Origin of the sequence: Siccirubricoccus deserti, assembly GCF_014283215.1 — a bacterium.
GTDB lineage: Bacteria > Pseudomonadota > Alphaproteobacteria > Acetobacterales > Acetobacteraceae > Siccirubricoccus > Siccirubricoccus deserti.
This window is the reverse complement of the sequence record NZ_JACOMF010000005.1, coordinates 70,944-86,766: the sequence shown is the minus strand read 5'-3', so window position 1 is coordinate 86,766 and position 15,823 is coordinate 70,944. Positions and strand designations below refer to the sequence as shown.

12 protein-coding genes are annotated in these 15,823 nt (G+C 72.9%); 5 read left to right on the top strand and 7 right to left on the bottom strand.

The window, feature by feature from the left end; genetic code table 11:
* The first annotated feature begins 118 nt into the window (after positions 1 to 118).
* The 4 genes from H7965_RS06415 to H7965_RS06400 all read left to right on the top strand — a co-directional run bounded on the left by H7965_RS06415 (position 119) and on the right by H7965_RS06400 (position 3,702).
* Positions 119 to 1,330, top strand: a complete 1,212-nt coding sequence (locus tag H7965_RS06415; protein WP_186769728.1) for a hypothetical protein — start codon at positions 119 to 121, stop codon at positions 1,328 to 1,330.
* 298 nt (positions 1,331 to 1,628) lie between these two features.
* The gene (locus H7965_RS06410) at positions 1,629 to 2,318 is read left to right on the top strand and encodes a MotA/TolQ/ExbB proton channel family protein (RefSeq protein ID WP_186769727.1); all 690 of its coding nucleotides are present in this window, start codon (positions 1,629 to 1,631) and stop codon (positions 2,316 to 2,318) included.
* 5 nt (positions 2,319 to 2,323) lie between these two features.
* Complete coding sequence (locus H7965_RS06405) at positions 2,324 to 2,773, top strand: ExbD/TolR family protein (protein ID WP_186769726.1); 450 nt, start codon at positions 2,324 to 2,326, stop codon at positions 2,771 to 2,773.
* 5 nt (positions 2,774 to 2,778) lie between these two features.
* Positions 2,779 to 3,702 (top strand): energy transducer TonB, encoded by a 924-nt coding sequence (locus H7965_RS06400; RefSeq protein WP_186769725.1) that lies wholly within the window; start codon positions 2,779 to 2,781, stop codon positions 3,700 to 3,702.
* A 603-nt stretch (positions 3,703 to 4,305) separates the two neighbouring features.
* Here the strand turns inward: H7965_RS06400 and H7965_RS06395 are convergent.
* The 5 genes from H7965_RS06395 to H7965_RS06370 form a co-directional block, all read right to left on the bottom strand.
* Positions 4,306 to 4,866, bottom strand: a complete 561-nt coding sequence (locus H7965_RS06395; RefSeq protein ID WP_390624553.1) for an Hpt domain-containing protein — start codon at positions 4,864 to 4,866, stop codon at positions 4,306 to 4,308.
* A complete protein-coding gene (locus H7965_RS30755) occupies positions 4,775 to 6,748 on the bottom strand; it encodes an ATP-binding protein (RefSeq protein WP_229682492.1) in 1,974 nt (657 codons plus the stop codon). The genes H7965_RS06395 and H7965_RS30755 overlap by 92 nt, the downstream gene beginning before the upstream one ends.
* Positions 6,745 to 7,548, bottom strand: coding sequence for a response regulator (locus H7965_RS06380; RefSeq protein WP_186769723.1), 804 nt, complete (start codon positions 7,546 to 7,548; stop codon positions 6,745 to 6,747). The genes H7965_RS30755 and H7965_RS06380 overlap by 4 nt, the downstream gene beginning before the upstream one ends.
* A complete protein-coding gene (locus H7965_RS06375; protein WP_186769722.1) occupies positions 7,545 to 9,272 on the bottom strand; it encodes an HWE histidine kinase domain-containing protein in 1,728 nt (575 codons plus the stop codon). The genes H7965_RS06380 and H7965_RS06375 overlap by 4 nt, the downstream gene beginning before the upstream one ends.
* A 212-nt stretch (positions 9,273 to 9,484) precedes the next feature.
* Positions 9,485 to 11,110 (bottom strand): glycosyltransferase family 39 protein, encoded by a 1,626-nt coding sequence (locus tag H7965_RS06370; RefSeq protein WP_186769721.1) that lies wholly within the window; start codon positions 11,108 to 11,110, stop codon positions 9,485 to 9,487.
* 154 nt (positions 11,111 to 11,264) lie between these two features.
* Between H7965_RS06370 and H7965_RS06365 the strand changes: the two genes are divergently transcribed.
* On the top strand, positions 11,265 to 11,759 hold the full coding sequence (locus H7965_RS06365; protein ID WP_186769720.1) for a CinA family protein: 495 nt from the start codon (positions 11,265 to 11,267) through the stop codon (positions 11,757 to 11,759).
* 212 nt (positions 11,760 to 11,971) lie between these two features.
* Here the strand turns inward: H7965_RS06365 and H7965_RS06360 are convergent, their stop codons facing one another.
* Both H7965_RS06360 and H7965_RS06355 read right to left on the bottom strand, forming a co-directional pair.
* A complete protein-coding gene (locus H7965_RS06360) occupies positions 11,972 to 13,474 on the bottom strand; it encodes a PhoX family protein (protein WP_186769719.1) in 1,503 nt (500 codons plus the stop codon).
* Positions 13,471 to 15,786, bottom strand: coding sequence for a molybdopterin-dependent oxidoreductase (locus tag H7965_RS06355; RefSeq protein WP_186769718.1), 2,316 nt, complete (start codon positions 15,784 to 15,786; stop codon positions 13,471 to 13,473). The genes H7965_RS06360 and H7965_RS06355 overlap by 4 nt, the downstream gene beginning before the upstream one ends.
* Positions 15,787 to 15,823 lie beyond the last annotated feature (37 nt).

Here is a 15,823-nt window from a genome sequence, read left to right as displayed (position 1 = left end):
ATTGCCGGATCGACGCCTGATCACGGGATTGCAATCGGCCAGCCCCTCCACTGATCCGTTATGAGGAACGACGGAAGTAGGGGAGGAGGCCGTGGAGCAGGAATGGAATCCGTCGGTCATGGCCGCGCCCGTCTTCGGACTTGAGGCCGCGGCGGCGGAGCGCCTGCTCCTCGCGGCCATGCCTCCCGGCTGGCGCGTGCTCGGCCGCTGCCGGTACGGCACCGCAGGGCCGGCGGTCCATGCCACCGGCTGCCACGCCCTGGCTCACCCGGCCTTCGGGATCGCCTTGATCGACGTGGCGCCGGACGCGACGCCGAATGCCGAGTCGCGGCTGCGCCGGGCGCTGAACGCGGTGCGGTTCTGGGAGGAGTTCCCGGGCAACCTGCCGGTCTGGCACGGCAGGGTGGAAGGCGGCGCCCTGCGCGAACTGGACGGCCTGGTGCGCGACGCCTTCGCCGACATGTCGCCGCTGACCGTGCCGGGCAAATCCGCCTGGGTCGCCGCCGCCGCCGCCGCGCTGGCCGAGGATGCCGCCTGGCAGGTGCCCGGCCGGCCGCTGCGGCCCGCGCTCGCGCCGCTGATGATCGAACATGAGACGGCTGCGCCGCGCCACGCCTGGCGCAGCCCGCGGCTGGCGGCCACGGCCGGCTTTGCCTTGACCTTCATCCTGGGGTTGGGGGCCGGGGCGCTGCTGCTCGGCGATGAGTCGCCGGCGCCGGTCCGCACGTCGGAGGCTGCAACCCAGGCCGGCCCGGAGGTCGCGGCCGTGCCGGCGACGCGGACGCCGCCGGCCGAGGCGACGGCCGGTCCGCCATCCGATGGCCGGCCTTTTGCCACGACTCAGCCGGAGCTGCCGCAGGCCGCCCAACCCATCCTCGCGGCCCTGGCCGTCCCGCCGCAGGTGGCGCAGTCCTTGGTCACCACTCCGATCGACCCGCCGCCAGCGGTCCAGCCCACCATCGCCACCCCAGCCGCGCCGCCGCCGGAAGTTCCGCCTATCGCCGTGGCACCCGCTCCCAAGCCGATGCCGGCCGAAGCCCCGCCCCCGCCGCGGGTTTTGGCGGCGGAGACGGCGCCGGAGCCATCGCCGGCACCGGCCGGTCCGGCCATACCCGTGCTCGAATCCGCGCCGCCGCCTGACGAGCCGACCCTTGAAGCGGCACTGCCCACGCCACCACCGCCGCCGCCCCGCCCCACCCCACGGCCAGTCCGGCGGCAGGAGGCCATCGACCGGGCCTGCCGCGACGCGGTGTTCCGCTTCCAGCAGGGCGGGACGCTGAGCGCGACGGAGCGGATGCACATCCGCAACGGCTGCGCGACGCGACGATAGCCGGCCGCGCCGGCCCTCCATCTCCTGGCACGCGCCGGCAACGCCCGGCTGCGACCCGAGGCCGGGCGCCAGAGCAAACCCGGTCAGTGGAAGCGCCTGACCGGAGCAATTTGCTCGCCCGAACGAAACGGCTGAAGCGGTTTACGTGAGCCAAGGCGGACGGAAGCCGCTCCAGACCACACCCGCCTGTGATCAGCCCGCTGATTTGCAATCAACTCGCATTTGCGAATAAGCTGCGGTATGCACTGCCTCCACCCAACCCTTCCCTTCTCCGTCCCCACCCTGGCCTGACCCGGCGATGGATCCGACACATATTCCGCCGGCTGCCCTGCCCTCCCCCTGGGAGTTGTTCCTTGCCGCCGATCTGGTGGTGAAGGCGGTGATGCTGCTGCTGCTGCTCGCCTCCCTCGCCTGCTGGACGGTGATCATCGAGAAGCTCGGCACGCTGCGCCGGCTGCGGCGGGAGGCCAGGGGCCTCGCCGCCGCCACCGGCGAACTGCCGGAGACCCTGTCCGGGCGGGAAGACCTCGCCACCGCGGCGCTGCGCGGCGGGCTGCCGGAATGGCGCCGTGGCCAGGGCGCGAAGGAGACCGATGGCGAGTACCGCAGCCGGCTGGAGGCAGCGACGCGCAAGCCGGTTGCCGGCGCGTTGCGCCGGGCCGAGGCAGGCATGCTGCTGCTCGCCACCACCGGCTCGGTCGCGCCCTTCGTCGGGCTGCTCGGCACCGTCTGGGGCATCATGAACAGCTTCAACGGCATCGCCGCGAGCAATGACACCAGCCTCGCCGTGGTTGCCCCGGGCATTGCCGAGGCGCTGTTCGCCACCGCCATCGGGCTGTTCGCCGCCATTCCCGCGGTGATTGGCTACAACCGCCTGACCGCGGCGATGGCAACGCTGCGGCATGAGGCGCTGGCCGCCGCCTCCGACCTCGCTCTGCGGCTGAGCCGGGCGGCCCCGCCACCGCAGCACCAGCAGGCAGCGGAGTAGCCGCGATGGCGATGCACCAGGCCGGTGGTTCGTCGGAGGACGAGTCCAGCCCGATGGCCGACATCAACGTCACGCCGCTGGTCGATGTGATGCTGGTGCTGCTGATCGTCTTCATGGTGACTGCGCCGATGATGCTGGTCGGCGTGCCGGTGCAGCTGCCGCGCACCGCGGCGGCACGCATCGCGGCGAACACCCCGCCCCTGGTGGTGACCGTGGCGCCGGGCGGCCAGATCTACATTGCGCAGGAGCTGGTGCCGGAGGCCGAGCTCGGCGCCCGCATCACCGCGCTGCGCACCGGTGAGGCCGAGGATGCGGCGGTGCACGTGTGCGGCGACCGCACCGTCCCCTATGGCGAGGTGCTGCGGGTGCTGGGCCGGGTGCGCGCCGCGGGGGTCACCCGCGTCTCCCTGGTGGCCGAAGCCGAGGCCGTGCCGGCAGCAGCGGCGGCGCACTGAGCCACATGCCGGACGGCTCCTTCCACCATCGCCCGCCGGCCCTGACGCCACCCGAGCCGAAACCTGTTCCGGCTGCGGTGGGCAGCCGCCACGCCGCCGCGGCGCTGGCCGCGCTGCTGCTGCATGCGGCGGTGCTGGCGCCACTGGTCTGGCCGGGCAACCAGGAGCCGGCAGCGGAGATCGTCACCGACCTCGAAATCGAGCCGGCACCGGAGAGCGCGGCCCCGGCGGCCGAGCCCCTCGAGGAGCCGGCGCCCCCCCTGCTGGCGGCCGCGGCAGCCGAGCCCATCGCCGAACCGGCGCCCCCCGAGTTGACGGCCGCGGCCCCGCCGGAGCCGACTCCGCCGACCGCCCCGCCCGAGCCGCCGCAGGTCGCGGAGATTCCGCCCGAGCCGATCCCGCCCGAACCCCCTCCACCCGAACCGGCGCCGCTCGAACAGGTCCAGCCAGAGCCGGAGCCGGAGCCGGCGGTGGAGGAAACGGCGCTGCCCTTGCCGCCGCCACCGCCGCCCGTCGCGCCGCCGCGGCCAGCCCGACCGACGCCGCCCCGGCCGCAGCCGGCGCGAGTCGCGACCCCGGCCCCGGCCGCTGCACCACCCCCCGCCCCGGTCGCCGCGGCGCCTGCCCCCACCCGAGTGGCCCCGCCGCCGAGCTATGTCGGTGCCCTGCTGGCGGCGCTTGAACGCCACAAGCAGTATCCGACCACCGCCCGCTGGCACCGGATCGAGGGTAGCGCGCTGCTGCGGGTGGCAATGCGGCGGGATGGCTCGGTGAGTGCCTGGCGGCTGGAGCGCAGCACCGGCAACGCCGATCTCGACGCTGCGGTAGGGGTCATGGTCCGCCGTGCCTCGCCACTGCCGGCGCCTCCCGCTGAACTCCCCGGCGACTTGGTGGAACTATTGGTACCGGTCCGCTTCTCCCTGCGTTGAACCGGGCGTGGTATCCGAACGGCGACTTCATTCCTGCCGTGAAGGATCAAACCAAAACTACAAAAAAATCCAACCGGAATTACCACTGTAGTGGCAGTCACTCGGTGTCTGGCGCCGGCTTCTATGGTTCCGGCAATGCCGCGACTGGCTGATCTGAGGGAGCAGATCGCCATGCCGATCGATTAGTGCACAAATACATGTATCTCATAAATATTTATGCACAACGTATACAATTCTAAGGTTGTAATAGCTCATGTCTCCCGCGGGTCCGGATTGGAGCCAGGAGAGAAGATCGTATGACATTCATCTGCCGCCCCATCCCCTGGGACCTCGCCGACGTCGCCTCGGAGCGGCCGTCCCGGCCCATGTCGCCTGGACAGTGAAAAACCCGTCCGGCCGCTCCTTGCTTCAGCCCCATCCCGCTACGCGACATCGCCGAGTTTTGGGCCGATGCGGCGCTGTGCCTGAGCGAGCAGGACCTGCGGCGGATGGCCGGGCTGGTCGGCTCGCAGGACCACCGCCTTCCCCGCGGCCGCGTCGCCGCCCGGCGTTTCCCCGGCCGTTCGCGCCGCTCCGCGATCCGCTCTCGCGGCGGGCCGCCCGTTACCCCTGGTCTCCCGCCCGCCGCACCCGGTCCAGCTCCGCGGTCAGCATCGCCACCTGCCGCGCCCCCAGCGTCGCAACCTCGGGGGCAGCGATCGCCTCGGCGGCGGCGCACATCTCGAACACCCCGCGCGCCCCGATGTTCGCGGCGCTGCTGCGCAGCGCATGCGCGGCGGCGCGGAAGCCCGCAGCATCACCTGCCCCGGCGGCCTCGGCCAGCAGCCGGGTCGTCTGCTCCGCATCGGCCAGGAAATCCTGCAGCAGCCCGGCGGCAAAGTCTTCGCCGCCCAGCGCCGTCAGATTGGCCCGCACCTCCAGGTCCAGCGCCGGCACCGAGGCCTGGCGGGAGCAGGGATGCGAGACGATGGGGGGCACCGCCAGGGGCGGCGCCGGCCGGGCATGCGCCAGCACCGCCGCCGCCAGCCGGGACGGCTCCACCGGCTTGACCAGACAGCCATCCATTCCCGCGTCACGGCAACGGGCGACCGCCGCCGGCGTCGCATCCGCGGTCAGACCGAGGATCGGCACATGCGGGCGGCCGAGGGCCGCGGCCCGGTACAGCCTGGTCGCGGTGATGCCGTCCAGCCCGGGCATGTTCACGTCTCAGCACCAGGTCGAAGGCCTCGGCCTCCAGCGCGTCCAGCGCCGCCCCGCCATCCTCGACCAGCCGCACCGCGTGGCCCTCGCGGGCGAGGATCCGCTCCACCACCGCGCGGTTCACCCGGTTGTCGTCGGCCACCAGCACCCGCAGCCCGGAGGCCGTCGGGCCCGGCAGCACCGGCGTGGCCTCGGCCGGCTCCGACGGCGCCTCGCCCAGCGCCAGGCTCAGCGCCACCGCCCGGCGCAGCGCCGCCGGCGCCGGGTGGGCCGGCAGCAGGCTCAGCACCCGGCGGCGCACGGCCAGCGCCGGCAGCCCGCCGTCGCCGGCGCCGGCGCCGCCGAGGGCGATCGCCCGTCCGCCACGGCCGAGCGCCGTCGCCATTACCGCGGCCACCGGCACCGTGGCGCCGGGCAGCAGCAGCGCGGGCGGCGCCGACGCCTCCCCCCAGAGCCTGGCCATGCCGGCGGCATCGAGCAGCTTAGTGGCAACGATCATGCTTTCGGCCTGCAGCACCGCCGCCGGCTCCGCTGCCGCCGCATGGGTGCCGAGCAGCAGGGCGCCGCTGCCGGCCGGTATCGGGGTGTCCATCGCAGCCTCCGCCGCCCGGGCGGTGAACCAGAATGTGCTGCCCTCGCCCAGTTGGCTCTCGACCCCGATCTCGCCACCCAGAAGCCCGACCAGCCCCTTGCAGATGGCAAGGCCGAGGCCGGTACCGCCGAACCGGATGCCGATCTCCGCATCCGCCTGGGTGAAGCGGTCGAAGATACGCTCGCGCGCCTCGGGCGGGATGCCGATACCGGTGTCGCTCACCTCGAAGCGCAGCAGCCGCACGTCGCCGGCGCCGGCCGAGGTCGCGTCGACCGCGATGGTGACGCTGCCGGACTCGGTGAACTTCACAGCATTGCCGCCAAGGTTCAGCAGGATGTCGCGCAGCTGCGCGCGGTCGCAGACCACGCCCGGCGGGACCCGTGGCGTCACATGCAGCGCCAGGGACAGCCCTTTCTCCTGCGCCTGGGCGGAGAGCAGGCCGCGCACATCCTGGAGCAGCGGCGCCAGGGCAAAGGGCTCCGGCCGGGTCACCATGGCCCCCGCCTCGATGCGGGAGAAATCGAGCAGGCCGTTGATCTGCGACAGCAGCGTGCGCCCGGCGGTGTCCACCACCTGGGCCATGTCGCGCTGCTCGCGGTCCAGCGGCGTCTCCCGCAACAGCGCGGACATGCCGATGATGGCGTTGAGCGGCGTGCGCAGCTCATGGCTGATGCCGGCAAGGAAGCGGCTCTTCGCCTCATTCGCCTGCTCGGCCTGCAAGCGGGCCTGGGACAGCTTGCGGATCAGCACCGCGGCGTAGACCGCGAAGATGCTCGGCCCGATCAGCAGCCCGAACGAGAGGTGCGGCTGGTCGCGCCAATAAGGGGTGCTCAGCACCACCGCGCCGAAGCCCAGCGTGAAGGCGGCCATGCCGGCGATCAGCCAGCCCAGGCCGAAACGGAACCCGTTGCCGAGCGCGATCCACAGGTACACCGGGAAGAATGGCGCCGCGTAGACGTCGCCGATGTGCATCAGGGTCGACAGGAAGCCGGTGTCGAGCAACAGGGCGAAGCCGCGGCGCAGCGTGCTCGGCCGCCGACGCAGACGGATATGCAGGTAGACGCCGAGGGCGAGCAGGCTCCAGGCGCCGAACCAGCCGAGCGCCGGCCCCGCCACCGGCGCGCCCAGGGTCAGCAGGTAGACGACGAGGATCACGGCGAAGACGAGCCGGTTGAAGCTCATCTGCTGTTCGGAGCCGAGGTCGCCGTGCAGCGCGGCGCACCGTCCGGTGCCGCGGTCGCCGGACGTCCTCATCGGACGCCCGGCGCCGGCTCCGGCGTGGCCAGGCTGTCCGGCGCTACCTCGAAGGTGGTGGTCAGCACCGCCGCGACGGCGCCCTCGGCGTCGCGCAGCGGGGTCTTGCTGGTGAGCAGGACGCGCGGCCCGCCGGCGCCTTCGACGACCGCCTCGCGCTGGCTCTGCAGCGGCTGGCCGGAGGCGAAGACGGAGAGGTCGGCGGCGCGGTTCCACGCCGCCCGGCCGGGCCCGAGCAGCCGCGCCACCGGGGCGCCGGGGATCGCCGCCGGATCAACGCCGCAGCCCTGGGCAAAGGCGGCATTGGCGTAGACGAAGCGGCCATCGCGGTCGGTGGCGCTGATCATGGCCGGCACGCTGTCGAGGATGCGCAACAGCCTGTCCTGCATCCCCGCCAGGCCTTCCGGCAGCCTGGCGGCGACGCGCCGGCCGAGCGCCAGCAGGTTTCGCGCCCGGGCGACGAATTCGAAGTGGTCGATCGGGCTCTGCAGGAAATCCGTTGCCCCTGCGTCCAGTGCGCGCACCCGGTAGCCGCGGTCGTCATGCGCGGTGACGATCAGCACCGGCAGGGTGGCGCAGCCCGGGGTCGCGCGCAGCTGGCGGGTGAAGGCGGCGCCGTCCATCCCCGGCATGCGGAAGTCGCTGATCACCAGGTCGACCCTGTTGTGGCCCAGCCATTCCAGCGCATCCAGCGGATCGGCAAAGGCCTCGACCCCAACCCCCTCCTCCACCAGCCCGGCGAGCCGGGTGTAGATGCTGCGGTTGGTGGCACTGTCGTCGAGAATCAGGATGATGGTCATGCACTCCCCACCGCCGGCGGGCGGCCCGGCGGCGCCTCATCCTCCGTCGCCCGGGCGACGCTGCGGCTGATCGGCACGGCGATCTCGCAGACCAGCCCATTCGCCTCCCAGCGCGCGGCGAGGCTGCCGCCGAGCTGGTCCTCGATGGTGGCGCGGATCATCCGCGAGCCGAAGCCATGGCTGTCCGGCGGCGCGGCGATCGCCGGCCCGCCGCGCTCGCGCCAGCGGAGCCGCAGCCGGTCGGCCCGCCAGTCGAACGTCCAGGCCAGCTCAAGACTGCCGCCCGGCACCGATAGCGCGCCGTATTTCGCCGCATTGGTCGCCAGCTCGTGCAGCGTCATCGACAGCGGCTGGGCCGCCATCGGCGCGATGATGACCGGCGGACCGTCGAGCGTCACCCGGGTTGCCTCGGCATTGCCGAGGAAGGGTGCCAGCTCGCCCTGGACCAGCGCGGCGAGGTCGGCGCCGATCCAGCGCGATTCGGTCAGCAGCGTCTGCGCCCGGGCGAGTGCCGCGACCCGGCCGCCGATGGCGCGGCCGAAGGCCTCCGGGCTTTCCGCCCGGGTCAGCCGCAGCACCGCGTGCACCACCGCCAGGGCGTTCTTGGCGCGGTGGTCGACCTCCCGCATCAGCAGCGTCTGGCGCTCCTCGGCTTCCTTGCGGGCGGTGATGTCGACATGCACGCCGAGGATGGCGCCATGCCGGCCGGTCGGGCCGGGCAGCCGACGGCCGCGGCCGATCAGCCAGCGCAGCGCCCGGGTGCCGTCGCGGGTGGGGCGGAGGATGCGGAACTCGCATTCATACTCGCCGGTCTCGAGCGCCTGCCGGGCGGCGGCGCGCACCGCCTCGCGGTCGTCGGGGTGCACCACGGCGAGGAAGGCCTCAACCGACCCGGGCTCGCCGTTGCGCGGCCCGGCCGGTGATGGGGCGAGGTCTGGCAGACCATGCTGCGCCGGTACCCAGGCGAAGGCATCGGTCTCCACATCCCATTCCCAGGTGCCTACTCCGGCCAGCTCCTGCGCCAGCAGCAGCCGCGCCTCGCCGGCCCTGAGCGCCGCCTCGGCCGCGGTCAGCGCGGTGGCATCGGCATGCAGCTCGACGACACCGAGCGGGGCGCCGGTGTCCGGATCGCGCCGCAGCACCCAATGGGCGGCGACCACCAGCGCGTCGCTGGCTGGGCAACGGTGGCGCAATTCGCCGTGCCACTCGCCGTCGCGCAGCAGCACGGCCTGGGCGGTGCGCAGGCCACCCGGCGGGAAACGAGTGCCGAGCAACTCCTGCGCCCGCTGACCGAGGGCGGCGGCGGCAGGGATGCCGAACAGCCGCTCGCAGCCGGCCGACCAATAGGTGATCTCGCCCTCAAGGGTACGGGCGAGCACCACGCCGCGGTCGAACAGCGGGGCGAGATCCGGCGCCGTCGCGTTTGGGGCGGCGGCGGGTGGCCGCCGATGCCGGACCAGCAGCAGCGCCGCGACGGCGCCAAGCAGCGCGAACAGCAGCGGCTCCACCAGATCGGCCGGCCCCGGGATGGTGCCCAGCACGGCCAGCATGCCGACGCCGATCACCGCGGTGCAGATGGCCTCCCCATGCCGTCCGAGGTGGAAGGCGGGACGGGCGGCAGCCGATTGTACCGCCGCATCCGGCGGGTGCTGCTGTCCGGGAGCAAGCCTGCTGCCGCCGAGGCTGAAAAGGGGCTTGCGACTCCGAAAGGCGAGGACCCGCATGAAGTCCTGGATCCTAGAGTCGCAAGATCGCTGTTTTGTGTTTCAGCGTAAAGCAAAATTTCGCTACGAAATGAACTATTGCTCATTCATTCTGAATTTGCCGTAAAGACTACTGTAGCTTCTGCGATGTTCTACTTTCAGTTCAGCAATATCTCGGCTGTTAAATGCAAAATTTTGCCCTCGCAGATATTTTTGCGAAACCGATGCTGCAACTACCGACGCTCCTGGCCGGTGTCCCGGCCAGCCCCCGGCATGCACCCAGGCCCGGCGAGGTAAAGCCGTGCCAGCCCGCCCCGCTCCTCCCGCCACAGGACCGCGTCCTCCCGCCAGCCCGGGGCCGCCGCCAGCGCCGCCGCGGCCGCCGCCACCTGCGCCGCGCTGGCCCGGTCACGCTCGCCGAAGCCCAACAGCAGCAGCCGGCAGGCCCCGGCCACCCGATCCGGTACCGCCGCCGCATCCGCCGTGCGCAGCACCAGGATCGGCTGGTCCGGCGGCAGTTCCCGCAACAGGCTGCCGACGATGCCGACGCCATCCTGGCCGAAGGGCACCAGCAGCAGGGTCGGTGGGCGCAGCGCCGGCGCCAGGGCAGCGACGGCGGCGCGGAACGGCTGCTGGGTCGCCGGATGCAGCACCATGCCGAGGGTCCCCGCCGCCTGCACCGCCAGCACCAGCCCAAGGCCCCAGGCGGCGGCCCGCGGCGCCTCCCGGTACCAGGCCTGGACCGTCGCGGCACCGAGCACGGCGAAGAAGGGCGCGCCGAGCACCAGGTAGCGCAGTTCCACTGGCACCGTGCCGAACAGCGCGCCCAACACCAGCAGCCCGAGCGGTGGCGCCAGCGCCGCTGCCAGCCACATCCAGCGCAGCGGACCGAGGCCGCGCCAGCGCCACAGCATGGCCAGCGCCACCGCGACCAGCAGCAGCACCAGGGCGGCGCCGAGCGCGGCCCGCGGCAGCCCCGCGGGGACGTAGAGCGGCAGCCCGCCGAGCAGGATCGCTGCCTCGTACTGCGCCAGCCGCGCCAGGGTGGCGAGCAGCGGCAGCGCGTCGAATTGCTCGGCGCTCTGGCTCACCGCGCTGGCGCGCTGCGACAGCCAGACGGAACCGGCCATCCCGAGCAGCGCCAGGCAGGGCACGCCGGCCACCAGCGCCACCCGTAGCCGCCGGCCCCAGCCCGGCGTCGTCAGCACCAGCCAAGCCAGCACCACCCCCACCGGGAAGACGGCAAGATAGTTGGTGAGGCAGGCCAGCCCGCCCGCCAGCCCGGCCAGCCCGGCCCGCAGCAGCCCCGGCTTGCGCCAGGCGGCGACCGCCGCCAGCACCGTCAGCCCGACCAGCAGATGCGCCAGCGCATAGCCGCGAACCACATGCCCGGTCAGCCCGAAGCCGTAGGACAGCGCCAGCAGCGCGCCGGTGACCAGCGGTGGCAGCCCGGCCAGCCAAGCCGCCCGCATCCAGGCCAGCAGGGCGCCCAGGGCGCACACCACGCTGAGCAGCCGCAGCGCCGGCAGCCCATCCCCGACCACCGCTCGCCAGCCATGCAGCAGCCAGAAATACAGCGGCGGATGGACGTCGGTGCGGCGGATCAGCTCGGTGACGGTGCCGAGATCGGCATGGTCATGGAAGGGCGCCGGCACCTCGGTGGCGGTGAAGGGGGTGGTGGGCCAGGCCGGCCGGGCGATGCCGCCGGTGACGAAGACCGAGTAGTTCTCATCGTATTCCGTGCCACGCAGCAGCGTCGCCGCGCCGAACACCAGCGCCGCTGCCAACAGCAGCAGGGCGGCGCCACGCCAGGGAAAGCGGCCATCGCGGGTGTGGGTGCCGATCCGCCCAAGGTGCATGCAGTCTCTCCGGTTGTGGCAGGCAGAGAATGCGCAGCTTGTGGGAGCCGCGCGGAATCACGCTCCCGCTGGCACCCCTCCAGCCCCTACCCTCGGGGGGCTTGCAGCACACTGCCCGGGGCTGGTCTGCTGCCGGCTTTGGGAGGAGATGCCGATGGACACGCTGTTGCCGATCGCCGCGCGGGCCGGGGCACTGCTGAAGGCGCGCGGTGAGACCATCGCCGTGGCGGAAAGCTCGGCGGGCGGGCTGGTTTCCGCGGCGCTGCTCGCGGTGCCGGGGGCCTCCGCCTATTTCCTTGGCGGCACGGTGGTCTACACCCGCGCGGCGCGCGAGGTGCTGCTGGCGATCCCGGCGGCGAAGCTGGAAGGCGTCCGCGCCGCCACCGAACCCTATGCGGCGCTGCTGGCGGAAGGCGCGCGGCAGCGGCTGGGCACGGTCTGGGGCCTCGGCGAGACCGGCGCCACCGGGCCCACCGGCAACCGCTACGGCGACGCCGCCGGGCACGTCTGCCTAGGCGTCGCCGGGCCGGTCAGCCGGACCGCGACGGTGGAAACCGGCCATGGCGACCGCATCGCCAATATGCGGGAGTTCGGCGCCCGGCTGCTGACGCTGCTGGTCGAGGCGCTGGAGGCGGCGCCGGCGAAGTAGGCAGCATGGGCGTTGCTGTCCCACCGCGGGCCGTCGTGGCCGGGCCCGACCCGGCCATCAACCTGGCTGGTTCCGCGCCGGGCCTGGAGAGCCGGCCAAGCCCAGACCCATGTCAGGGTCTAGGAGATGCTTGTCCCCAACCGGTTGAACGCAAGCGTTCAATCGGGCGCGGAACCAGCGATCCCGCCTTTGATTTTACTTCGTATTCCTCCTCACCCCTGCCGCGCCAGCCCGATCAGCGTACTGCGCGGCGGCACGCCGGGCTGGAAGGCAGGCCAGCGGGTGCCGGGCCGGTCGAAGCTCGCCCCGGGCTCCGCCCCCGGGTGGCGCACGGCGACGAACATCGCCTCGCCATCCGGCGTCATCGCCGCGCCGCCGACCGAGGCGCCGCGTGGGGCGCCATAGACCGGCAGCGGCACACCCCGCCGCGGCCCGTCGAGGTCGACGCCGTAGAGCCCTTCCGCCTGCGGCCCGACGCGGCCGCCGCGGTCGGTGCCGACCCAGGCGCGGCCGCGGCTATCGACCATGACGGTATCGGGGTTTTCCGGCCAGGCACTGCCCATGGGCAGGCCGGCGCGGCCGTAGCGGGCATCGGCGCTGTTCGGGTTGCCGGCGGCGAAGAGCAGCACCGCCGCGGCAGTGTTCGCGCCGTCATCGCCGCCGGCGGCGGAGATCTCGATCACATGCCCGGCCGGCCGCACCGGGCTGCCGTGGCAGGCCAGCAGCAGCCGTGGACCGGTCGGGTCGAGGCCGAGGCCCGCCGGCGTGTCCAGCGGGCTGCCGCCGGCCTGGGTTGCCGCCGCCAGCGGATCCGCGCCAGCCGGCAGGGGCAGCCAGGTGATCCGGTCGGCCTCCATCCGGCAGACCGCGAGGGTGCCTGAATCCAGCACATCCTCGGCCGTCGCCGGGCCGGCGGAGAGGAAGCGGAACAGGAACCCGCCGACCCGGCGGTCGGTCAGGTAGACCACCGCGCGGCCGTCCCGCGCCAGGGTCGCCGCCACGTCGCCATGCGGGAACCGGCCGAGGGCGCTGCGCTTGGCCGGCACGGATTGCGGGTCGAAGGGGTTTACTTCCACCACCCAGCCGAAGCCGGCGGGGTCGAGGCCGGTGAGGCGCCCGGTCCAGAAACCCGGATCACCCTCGGCCAGCAGCAGCGTCCCCCAGGGCGTCACGCAGCCGCCGCCGAGGCCGAGGACGCCGAGCACGCTGCCGCTGCCCGGGTTCGGCCCGGTCATGCGGCAGAGCGTCGCGGCGGAGAGGCGCCGGCTCTGGTAGCCGCCATCCACCACCACCCAGCGGCTGCCCTGCTTCTCGATGTTGAGCAGCGAGGCACCCTGCATGGCGGCGGCGACCGCCGGCTGGTCGCGGCCGCCGGGGAAGGCCATGACGGGATCGACCGTCGGATGGACCACGGCCAGGATGGCCCGCGGGATGTTGTCGGCCGCCTGCTGCTGGGGCGCGGCGACGCCGACCACCCGGGCATCCCAGCCGAATTGCGCCGAAGCGGCATCGGCGTCGGTCCGGGCGGGGTTCCAGGCCGGGGCGTCGAAGATGACGCGGTCGCCCCAGCGGATCAGCGGGTCGCGCCGGAAGCCGGGCGCCACCGTGTCATCCTGCTTCACCGGCAGGGCGAGGCCGGTGAGCGCGGCGCGACGCGGCTGCGCCAGGGCGGGCGTGGCGAAGGGGGCGGCGAGCAGCGCGCGGCGGCGGATCAAGCGACGGGCTCCTCGACCCGTGGCGGGACATGCGCGGTGACCGGCGGCAGCGGCCCCGTCCATTTCTCCACCTGCACCAGGCAGGATTGCGCCGAGGGACCCTGGCCGAGGCGAGAGGTGCCGATATCGGCGGTCAGCACATTGGGGTTGCCGTGGAGGCAGGTGGCGTCCGGGTCGCCCGGGGTGGCGGGGTTGTACCAGGCACCGGTCGCCATGGCGCAGACGCCGGGCAGCATGTCCGGCTTGATCCGCACGCCGCCGAGGCAGGCGCCGCGAGCGTTGAAGACCCGGACGATATCGCCGTCGCGCAGCCCACGGGCGGCGGCGTCGGCGGCATTCAGGTGGATCGGCTCGCGGCCCTGGATCTTGTCGGCATTGGCGACGCGGCCGGTGTCGAGCTGGCCATGCAGCCTCGTCGCCGGCTGGAAGCTCAGCAGGTGCAGCGGGTAGTCCTTCGCCAACTCGGCGCCGAGCCATTCGCGCGGGGCGATCCACACCGGATGGCCGGGGCAGTCGTCATAGCCGAAGCTGGCGATGGTCTCCGAGAAAAGCTCGACCTTGCCGGTCGGGGTGTTGAGCGGCGCCGCCGCCGGAGCGGCGGCGAAATCGGCGAATTGCGTGTATTCCTCGCCGGGGGCGATGTCCGGCACCTCGATATGGCCGGCGGCCCAGAACGCCTCGAAGCTCGGCGCCTGGAAGCCGCGCGGGGCGCAGGCCTGGCGCCAGCGTTCGTAGAGGTGGCGCAGCCAGGCGCCCTCGTCACGCTGCTCGGTGAAGCGGTCGCGGTAGCCGAGGGCGTCGGCCACATCGGCCAGCATGTCGGCGTCGTTGCGCGCCTGGGCCAGCGGCGGGATCGCCTGGTGCATGGCGCGGACGAAGCGGTCGCGGCTGGAGGAGGCGATGTCGTTGCGCTCCAGCGTGGTGGTTGCCGGCAACACGATGTCGGCATGACGGGCGACCGCGGTCCACCAGGGCTCCTGCACCACGATGGTCTCGGCCCGCGCCCAGGCGCGCTGCAGGCGCGGCAGGTCCTGGTGGTGATGGAAGGGGTTGCCGCCGGCCCACCAGATGATGCGGATATCCGGCAGCACGATGTCGCGGCCGTTGTACTGCAGCACCTCGCCCGGCCGCTCCAGCATCTCGGTAACGCGGGCGACGGGGATGTAGAGGCCGACCGGGTTGCGGATCGGCGGGGAGGAGACCGCCGGCAACTCCTTCCGCGGCGTGCCCATGCCGTTGATGCTGCCGTAGCCGAAGGCGACGCCCTGGCCCGGCTTGCCGATGGCGCCGAGCATGGCGGCCAGGGCGATCAGCATCCAATAGGGCTGCTCGCCGTAATCCGCCCGCTGCAACGACCAGGCGGCGGTCAGCATGGTAGGCTTCGCGGCGCATTCCAGCGCCAGGCGGCGGATGGTCTCCGCCGGCACGCCGGTGATCGGCGCCGCCCAATCCGGGGTCTTCGGCGTGCCATCGGCCTCGCCAGTGATGTAAGGGCGCAGCCTCTCCCAGCCGGTGCAATGGCTGGCGAGAAAGTCGCGATCCTCGCGCCCCGCCTCGACCAGCACCTGCGCCATCGCCAGCATCATCGCCGCGTCGGTGCCGGGGCGGATCGGCACCCATTCGGCGCCGAGCTCATCCTCCACATCGCCCTTGTAGGGGCTGATGTTGACGAAGCGGACGCCGGCGGCGGCGGCACGGCGCATCAGCACCATGTAGTCGTGCCGCCCGGCGCCGCCCGAGTTCACCAGCCCGTTCTTCGCCGCCAGCCCGCCGAAGCAGAGCATCAGCTTCGCGTGCCGGGCGATCGCCTGCCAGTCCGTCACCCGTCCCAGCAGCACCTCATTGGTGCCGAGGATATGCGGCAGCAGGGTCTGCGCCGTGGCGTAGGAATAGGCGGTGACCGAGGTGGTGTAGCCGCCACCGAGGCCGAGGAAACGCTGCAATTGCGTCTTCGCATGATGGTAGCGCCCGGCCGATGACCAGCCGTAGGAGCCGCCGTAGATCGCGGTCGGCCCGTGCTCGGCGCGGACTCGCGCGGTCTCCTCCGCCAGCAGCCGCGTGGCCTGGTCCCAGGAGACCGGCACGAAGGGGTCACCGCCGCGCAGATGGCCGCGGCGCCTGCCCTCCAGCCAGCCCTTCCGGACATGGGGGCGGTCGATGCGGGCGGCGGCATGGACGGCGTCCGGCACGCTCTCGATCAAGGCGCCCGGGAAGGGATCGGGGCCGAAGGGGCGGATGCCGGTGACGCGGCCGTTCTCCACCACCGCATCGAAATAACCCCAATGCGCGGCGTGCGGCTTGATTTCGGTCATCGCATCATCCTCTCACCCGTGGCGGTTATCTGCCACC

Excerpts from the sequence above, each read along its gene's own strand:
- H7965_RS06375 (WP_186769722.1), bottom strand. The coding sequence starts at position 9,272 with ATGCGGGTCCTCGCCTTTCGGAGTCGCAAGCCCCTTTTCAGCCTCGGC.
- H7965_RS06415 (WP_186769728.1), top strand. The coding sequence starts at position 119 with ATGGCCGCGCCCGTCTTCGGACTTGAGGCCGCGGCGGCGGAGCGCCTG.
- H7965_RS06405 (WP_186769726.1), top strand. The coding sequence starts at position 2,324 with ATGGCGATGCACCAGGCCGGTGGTTCGTCGGAGGACGAGTCCAGCCCG.
- H7965_RS06410 (WP_186769727.1), top strand. The coding sequence starts at position 1,629 with ATGGATCCGACACATATTCCGCCGGCTGCCCTGCCCTCCCCCTGGGAG.
- H7965_RS06355 (WP_186769718.1), bottom strand. The coding sequence starts at position 15,786 with ATGACCGAAATCAAGCCGCACGCCGCGCATTGGGGTTATTTCGATGCG.
- H7965_RS06370 (WP_186769721.1), bottom strand. The coding sequence starts at position 11,110 with ATGCACCTTGGGCGGATCGGCACCCACACCCGCGATGGCCGCTTTCCC.
- H7965_RS06400 (WP_186769725.1), top strand. The coding sequence starts at position 2,779 with ATGCCGGACGGCTCCTTCCACCATCGCCCGCCGGCCCTGACGCCACCC.
- H7965_RS06365 (WP_186769720.1), top strand. The coding sequence starts at position 11,265 with ATGGACACGCTGTTGCCGATCGCCGCGCGGGCCGGGGCACTGCTGAAG.
- H7965_RS30755 (WP_229682492.1), bottom strand. The coding sequence starts at position 6,748 with ATGAGGACGTCCGGCGACCGCGGCACCGGACGGTGCGCCGCGCTGCAC.
- H7965_RS06380 (WP_186769723.1), bottom strand. The coding sequence starts at position 7,548 with ATGACCATCATCCTGATTCTCGACGACAGTGCCACCAACCGCAGCATC.